The 7368-nt window shown below is 35.2% G+C and carries 9 protein-coding genes; 1 reads left to right on the top strand and 8 read right to left on the bottom strand.

Annotated features, from left to right (window positions below; all coding sequences use genetic code 11):
- On the top strand, positions 1–84 hold an 84-nt coding region (locus ABR854_RS24265; protein ID WP_350268450.1), incomplete at its 5' end, for a recombinase family protein.
- A gap of 133 nt (positions 85–217) precedes the next feature.
- Here ABR854_RS24265 and ABR854_RS24260 read toward each other — a convergent pair.
- The 8 genes from ABR854_RS24260 to ABR854_RS24225 form a co-directional block, all read right to left on the bottom strand.
- Positions 218–2542 carry a multicopper oxidase domain-containing protein gene (locus ABR854_RS24260; RefSeq protein WP_350268449.1) on the bottom strand — a complete coding sequence of 775 codons (2325 nt, stop codon included), beginning with the start codon at positions 2540–2542 and terminating at the stop codon, positions 218–220.
- Between the two features lies 1 nt (position 2543).
- On the bottom strand, positions 2544–3278 hold the full coding sequence (locus ABR854_RS24255) for a PepSY domain-containing protein (protein WP_350268448.1): 735 nt from the start codon (positions 3276–3278) through the stop codon (positions 2544–2546).
- 5 nt (positions 3279–3283) lie between these two features.
- Complete coding sequence (locus ABR854_RS24250) at positions 3284–4531, bottom strand: type II restriction enzyme NmeDI-related protein (RefSeq protein ID WP_350268447.1); 1248 nt, start codon at positions 4529–4531, stop codon at positions 3284–3286.
- Positions 4528–4992, bottom strand: a complete 465-nt coding sequence (locus ABR854_RS24245) for a hypothetical protein (protein WP_350268446.1) — start codon at positions 4990–4992, stop codon at positions 4528–4530. The genes ABR854_RS24250 and ABR854_RS24245 overlap by 4 nt, the downstream gene beginning before the upstream one ends.
- Before the next feature lie 52 nt (positions 4993–5044).
- The gene (locus ABR854_RS24240) at positions 5045–5746 is read right to left on the bottom strand and encodes a class I SAM-dependent methyltransferase (protein WP_350268445.1); all 702 of its coding nucleotides are present in this window, start codon (positions 5744–5746) and stop codon (positions 5045–5047) included.
- Between the two features lie 6 nt (positions 5747–5752).
- Positions 5753–6199, bottom strand: coding sequence for a heme-binding domain-containing protein (locus ABR854_RS24235; RefSeq protein ID WP_350268444.1), 447 nt, complete (start codon positions 6197–6199; stop codon positions 5753–5755).
- A 1-nt stretch (position 6200) separates the two neighbouring features.
- Complete coding sequence (locus ABR854_RS24230; RefSeq protein WP_350268443.1) at positions 6201–6746, bottom strand: DUF3347 domain-containing protein; 546 nt, start codon at positions 6744–6746, stop codon at positions 6201–6203.
- A gap of 144 nt (positions 6747–6890) precedes the next feature.
- Complete coding sequence (locus tag ABR854_RS24225) at positions 6891–7346, bottom strand: hypothetical protein (protein WP_350268442.1); 456 nt, start codon at positions 7344–7346, stop codon at positions 6891–6893.
- Between the last annotated feature and the right edge of the window lie 22 nt (positions 7347–7368).

Here is a 7368-nt window from a genome sequence, read left to right as displayed (position 1 = left end):
GGCTATGCCCGTGTTTCGACCATTGACCAAAATCTCGACACCCAAATCGACCTTTTGGATAAATATGGATGTGACAAAATGTAGTGGTCCAAACAAATTCTTGAAAAAAGACCAAACGAAATCTCGAATTGAGAGTTTCAGAAAAGGGTGGTTTAATAGAACAATGAGTTGACGGATTGGTTAAATCCATCAACTCATTTGTAGTTATTATCATACTTTAATAATTCAAACTAATCCCCACACCAAAGCCCATATCACTATCATAGTGGATTCGACCTCTTATATTTCTTGAAAAAATATAATCAAACCCACCCATATACTCTTTATCAGTATTGAGCATAAACATTCCTCTGACTCGTTTGCCCAATGGAATATCTTCCCTTGATAATTGAATACGAAAATTACCATCAGTAAATACCTCTGACTGCAAACGTACCAACATAGGTAAAGTATAATTGAAACCTAAACTCAATAAACTACGATTATCTTTGGTATTGGATTGTCCGAAAATATTTTTTTCTACTTCATCCATGCCAAATTTTCTATATCGCCAATCGAATCCAATAAATGGCATAAACCATTGCATTTTACCAATGTATCGCCCGATATGGGTTTCGGTTTCATAGCCGTGCATATCATTGTAGCCCAATCGCCATTCAGTACCGATACTCCAACGAGTGTTTTGTAGCATTAACATTCCATCGTTTCCGTTGGTAGCAAAGTCGTTTTCAGCCATCAAATGAAACTTTCTATCATCAGCAAAAAGTTTTCTTTGAGCTAATTTAGGATTAGGTATCAAAGGATTTGTTGCTTGATTCTCATAAGTAAAAACTCGACCCATGCCACTCATCATGTGGTAGAGAATATGGCAATGAAAAAACCAATCGCCTTCAACATTGGCATTAAATTCTAAGGTGTCGGTTTCCATTGGCATAATATCAACGATATTTTTTAATGGAGAATAGTCACCTTGCCCATTTAGTAACCTAAAATCGTGTCCGTGCAAGTGCATTGGGTGTCGCATCATAGAACCATTATAAAGGACAATTCGTACATTTTCGCCTTTTTTTATTAAAATCTTGTCAGCTTCCGAAACTACTTTATTGTCTAAACTCCAAACATAGCGGTTCATGTTTCCACTCAATTCAAAACGTAATTCTTTGACTGGTGCAACTTTGGGAAGGTTGGTAATTGTAGGCGATTTTAGCATCGCATAGTTCAATGTAACAATATCCGAAAGCTCGTTGCTATTGTATTGAGATTCATCCATTTTCATTTCATGCCCTTTCATATCGCCCATTTCCATGTTTTTCATGTCATGTTTTTTTGCTTCTCCTGTAATTTCGGGGTACATCACCACATTCATATCCATCTGATTAAGGCTCATAGACATTCCCATATCATCCAAATCGCCATTCATTTTCATCATGCCATTCATCATTTTCATTCCCTCAAAATATTTGAGTTTTGGCATTGGTTTGGCTTTTACCTGATTCCCTGCTCCTACAAATAAGGAGGCTGACTTTGTGCGGTCTTCGGATGTAACTAAAAATTCATACGATTTATCATCTGGAATGGTAACGATTACATCATACGTTTCAGAAACGGCAATAATCAGTCTATCAACTTCCACTGGTTCTACATCATTACCATCGTTGGCTACAACGGTTATTTTTCCGCCTGCATAATTTAGCCAAAAATAGGTTGAAGCTCCGCCATTTGAAATTCGCAAACGTACTTTATCTCCTGCTTTGAATTGTGAAAGCTGACTTTCATTCTTACCATTTATTAGAAATTTCTCATAATAGACATCGCTTACATCCATTGCGTTCATTCGTTTCCATTCGTTGGCTATTTTGGTTTTAAAATACCCTTGTTTGATTGCTTCGCCATAACTTTGTGTTGTCCCTTTTTTGATAGCAAACCAATCAGAAGCATTGTGTAACATTCGATGCACATTATCAGGATTGTAGTCTGTCCATTCACTCAATACTATTGGTACTGTGGGTATTGTTGGTTCGTCGATTTTATTCATAATAAATGAGCCATACATTCCGATTTGTTCTTGCAAACCCGAATGACTATGATACCAATGTGTGCCATGTTGAATAATAGGAAACTTATACAAATGCGTTGTGTGGGGCTTGATTGGCATTTGTGTTAGATAAGGCACACCGTCTTCTTTATTGGGTAAAAGCAAACCGTGCCAGTGCAATGAAGTGTTTTCATTGAGTTCGTTATGAACATAAATTTCGGCAGTATCGCCCTCAGTGAAAGTAAGTGTAGGCATCGGAATTTGTCCATTTACAGCAATAGCTCTTTTTTCTTTGCCGCTAAAATTCACGATAGTATCTCTTACATATAAGTCATAGCGAACTGTTTTAGATGTATAATTCTCCTTTTTATTTGAGATATTATCATTGACTTTTTCAATGTTTGTGGTCGTTTTTTGAGGCATAGGCGTTGTATGATGCTCATGCTGGGCTTTTAGAGAAAAAGCCACAAAGGAAATACCTACGATTAAAGAAACTGTAAATTTCATATTATTTTGATTTTCTTTGACTTACGAAAAATAGAATAAACCCTGTTGAAATGGTAAGCAAGCCAAAAATTGAGAATGCTCTTAATAGCCAATTAGAAATATTATCTCGGCTTTGATAATCCATTGTATGTAGCATCCAAAGGAAATCGAAGATTCGCCATTTGTTGTTTCTGAATTTTTGAACTGTTCCTAATTCAGCACTCACATAAACTGTTGTATTTGATGGGTGGTCAAAAGTTACCGCATAAGCTGGCAATGGGCTTTCTCGATATTCGTGATGCCCATTGGTGGTGGTCAAATATTCCACAATTTTTACTTTTCCATCATCTGAAAAGTTTTGTTGGGCAACTTCGGTGGCTTCTTTTTTTGTTAAAGGAGAACGTAATTCCCCTGATGTAGCGTAAGCTAACTGTATTTTTTTGTCCCTATCATGTTCTTTTGAATAAAAAATTTGGTAAACAGGTTCACCCAAAAGCTGAATTAACCGAATATCAAAAATGTAATTAACGGTATCTTTCAGTTTGATTTTTTGAATAATATCTTGTGGATTTGCTAATTTTATATCACTTTCAAGCGGATGAATGTGAGCTTTTTGGTGGTCGCCATGTACTTCGTCCATATTCGACCAACTGAAATACAAGCCCCCAATTGTCCAAAATAGAAATTGAATACCCAAGATAAGACCTAACCAACGGTGTGTTTTACGAATCTTTCTATGAAATTCTGCTTTTTTCATTTTATTTAAACCGTTTTCGAGATTTTTTCCATGATTCTATGACTGTCGCCAAATCGGCAAAGTGCATCGCAATTTTGGCGTAATTCTGTAAATAATATATACTTTATGGGCGTTTTGATTTGTTTGATTGATGGACGTGAAAGCTGCATCACCACATCTTTTTCACGACTTTCGGGAACAACCAAATAAAAGATTTCATCACCATCAGCGATTGAGTAGGAAAGGTCTGTCAATCGTAAAATTCCTGAATAGATACTTGTACTTTTTTCTACTTCAAAAGCACAAATCACATTGTTTGTATTTTTTTCAAACCACAAAACATCAATCAATTTGATGGTGTTTGCTGTGTCTTTTTCGCAATCAATAGCAGGAAACTTATCAGGACTCATAAATGAAAAACTTTTGCCATCATAAGACCTCGAACGGTCATTAGATGCCACAAAAGCATCATAACCCAAACTTTGACCAATTTTCAATAAATGAAATTGCATTTCAGAATGAAGGTTTTCTTCCAATTTTTCATCTCTAATTTCCTTTTGGCGTTTTTCAATGCTTTTTTCTAATTTGTTTGGTTCTTCTTCACTCAAATATTCATCATTGCCAATAAGCATTTTTTGTGTTCCTATTTCAAAACAAAGCCCTGCAATTGCTCCTAAATCATTTGATAATTCAGCCTTGTGTTTTTGATTGGTTTCCATCAAAACCTCTCTAATTTTTAAATACTCAGACCATGAGCCTAATTTCTTTTTGTCGTTAAACAACGTATTGAAGCCATTGACTATGGCGGTATTGAAAGGGGGAAATAAAGTAGGATGTAAAAAATATAAAATACTTCCTGCGGCTGGACCTAAACCTTTGATTTTAAGGGCATCTAAACGTACAATTTCTTTAACAATTTGTTCCTCAGTCTTGGCATTGATGCAGTTTTCGAGAAATTGACCAAAAGCAATTTTGTTGTTTTGGTTTTCATAAATATCAGGAATCCTAAGTTTGGGTTTCCAATAAAACGGATGCGACACCCCTACAAAAACTTGTTTTTGTTCGGCAATACAATTCAAGACAAACTCTAAGGAACTGCCTTTAAAATCGTTAGGAAAAGTTTTGTTTTTAATGTCTTCGACCACCTGCAAAACACCCCTTCGGATGGTGCGAAAGGCTTTGAGGCGTTGGTCGTTATCAATAAACCAAGTATTAAAGACACTCTGGCTGTCGTTTTTGTATTGCTGAATGATTTGGGTTAGATGTGTTGTCATTCGATTAGTTTTTCCAAGTTTTTAAATTCTTCGATGGCGTGCTTTGTGAGTGCATTTTGTCTTGAAAGAGTAAAAATAAACTTTTTGATAAACCAATCTTTAATTCCATCAGATTTATGCTGATTACCTATTTGTAAATCATGTGTTACGAGTGTTCCATTTAGTGTTTTATCAAAGGTTAAAATCAAATAGATAGGGATTTTGTATTTAGCTTTCATAATGATTTTGTGATTTTTAATAACCCCAACTACTTCCCACTGATGATTTACTCGAAAATCGCCTATTCTCTCATCGAAATAGAAAACCGACCCTCTTTTTAAATCCGTTTGCTTGATTATTATAAAACCAGCATGGTCTTTGGGATGCCATGCCATGTATTTGGGTTTATCTAAACTAAACATAAAATCATAAATCTGACTTGGTTGTTTACCAACAATTTCAATTTTAGTTACGTGATTCATAGCAAATACGCAGTTAGAGAGCATTATCAAAGCAATAGATTGATAACACTTTTTAACCAGCAGAATGCCACCCATTTTTTTGAAAATCCACTTTAATAATTTCATTTTTTCGAGCAGTAAAGTATGAAAATGTACCGATGGCGGTATTGATTGAATGGGCAATAAAAATATTATCAAAACCAGCCCGTTCTATGAAATTGGGCATTAGTCCTCTTACGTTATCGTTGGTGGTTTTGAAACCATCTAAAATCTGAACCAGTCCAAAAGTTAGTCGCATGAGTATATTTGCTGCTTCGCCCCAATCTGCAATTATCAACTTTCCGTTTGGTTTCAAAACTCTAAATAACTCTTTTAGGCATTTTATCTTGGTTTCAACATCTAACTGATGAAATACCAAACAGCTATAAACTTTATCGAATTGATTGTTGGCATAAGGCAACGTAACGCCATCGTAAAGGTCTAATGGAATGGAAAGATTGTTTTTTGCTATTTTATAGGCTGCTATTTCTTTTACTTTTAGGTCAATATCAACACCTTGCAAATCTACATCCGTACACTCTTTTTTGACCAATAGTAAATTTTGGGCAGTGCCAAATCCAAATTCTAAAATCTTTTCCTTGGGATTTGGTTTGATTTTTTCAACCAAAAGCCTACGAAATTTCTTTTCGGGCATGGTTAGTTTGATTGCTAAATCGTAGTATGCCGTCAAAAAATCATAGCCTAATGCGGGTATATAGCTTTGAGTTGTTTGCATGAGTAGTTATTCGTCCGTAGTGATAGTGGTTATCCAAGTAATTATGTCTTGTTTTTGTTGTTCCGATAATTTAGCCTTTTGATGAATCAGCGTATAAGATGCCAGCGGCATTTCGTTTGATTCGATTTGTTTAGCAATTCTATCTAATTTAGATTCTTGTCTTCTTTTACTATAATTGCCCCATTCACTAAAATTTAGGTTCTCTTTCCCTGTTTTTATATGGTATTCCATTAAAAACCTTGATGGCTGTAAATAAGAATACCAAGGGTAATGTGTGTTGTTACTGTGGCAGTCGTAGCAAGAGTTTTGCAAAATTTGCTGTACTTTGGTGGGTATATTATAGACTTTGGCAATATGAATCGGCAAAACCTGCCCGTTGTTTGAATTTCGGGCAGGTTGGTAGAATTGCAGGAGTAAAAAAACAATTAAGCTAAAAAAGAGGACTTTTTTCATCTTAAATCTCTTTTTTTACTGAACCACAAGTCATCATTGCTTTACCATAATAAGGGTTTTGGATTGCCTTTGTTTCACTAATCCACATTGCACCTTTACCTCCATTTGCCATCGGACAGAAATCTTGATAAAGTTTTGGTCCATTATTGCCAAAGGTTTTAAGTAAATCGTTCACATCTTTACTGAGCATCACAAAATGCTCTCTTTGATGAGCTATTTTCCCAGCATTTTCTTCAATATGCTTGGCATTTTCTTTTAAATCATCGGCAACATCCATATAGCCTTTCATTTGGCTGGCTGACAAACTTTTCATGTCAATCTTAGCCATTGCTACTATGATTGCTTTTCCTGCATTGGCAGCACCTTTTGCATCATCTTTGATTAGGGCATTTTTCAAAACCAAGTAATTGCTTACTATTTCATCAATAATCGACGTTTTTTGGACTGTCGCTGATGATACCTTCATTCCGCTTGTTGTGTCTGCATTGGCATTGAAAGCGGTGAATACGAATGCCATTGCAATGGCTGAAAACATTGATTTTTTCATTTTTTTAACATTAAATAATGGACGATAAATGGTTTATTGACAACATTTCTTTATAAAAAGAAATTTAAAGACCTTGATTAGTACGTTTTTCATTTGATTTGCCATTTTAAAATAGATGAAGAAAAAAACAAACTTCGTCAGGAATCAATGCTTATGCTCTGCCATTTTATCAGTGGGCATACAATGGTTTTCATATAAACAATGAATTGCACAGGCAGCTTGCTGTTTGTAGTTATTGTGCAAAAGCATTACTACTTCTCTTTTGGCATTTTTCACTTCGCACATACCAGTATGTGCTGCTTTGCCAATAGTATATTTTTCTTCAACGCCATTATTATAATAGACAAATGTTCCATTTTTAGGAGCTTTTCCTATTTCTTTACCATTGGCATCTACTATATTTCCATTATTATCCACCATTGTCATTGGTTTGCCTGTTTGGTCAAGACCACCTTTGGCGGTTATCGAACCTATTTGTTTCTTTTCGTAATGGACATGCCCTTTGTAATCAACCTTTGGAATCATCTCAGTTGTTTTTTGAGCAAATACGCCGAATGAAGCGATAAAAAAGAATGCGAAAATTGCGAATGTATTTTTCATTGGAATAATTGTTAAAATCGGT

Source organism: Emticicia sp. W12TSBA100-4 (assembly GCF_040253585.1).
Taxonomy (GTDB): domain Bacteria; phylum Bacteroidota; class Bacteroidia; order Cytophagales; family Spirosomataceae; genus Emticicia.
Note: the sequence above shows the minus strand (reverse complement) of the source record. Positions and strands in the feature narration are given on the sequence as shown.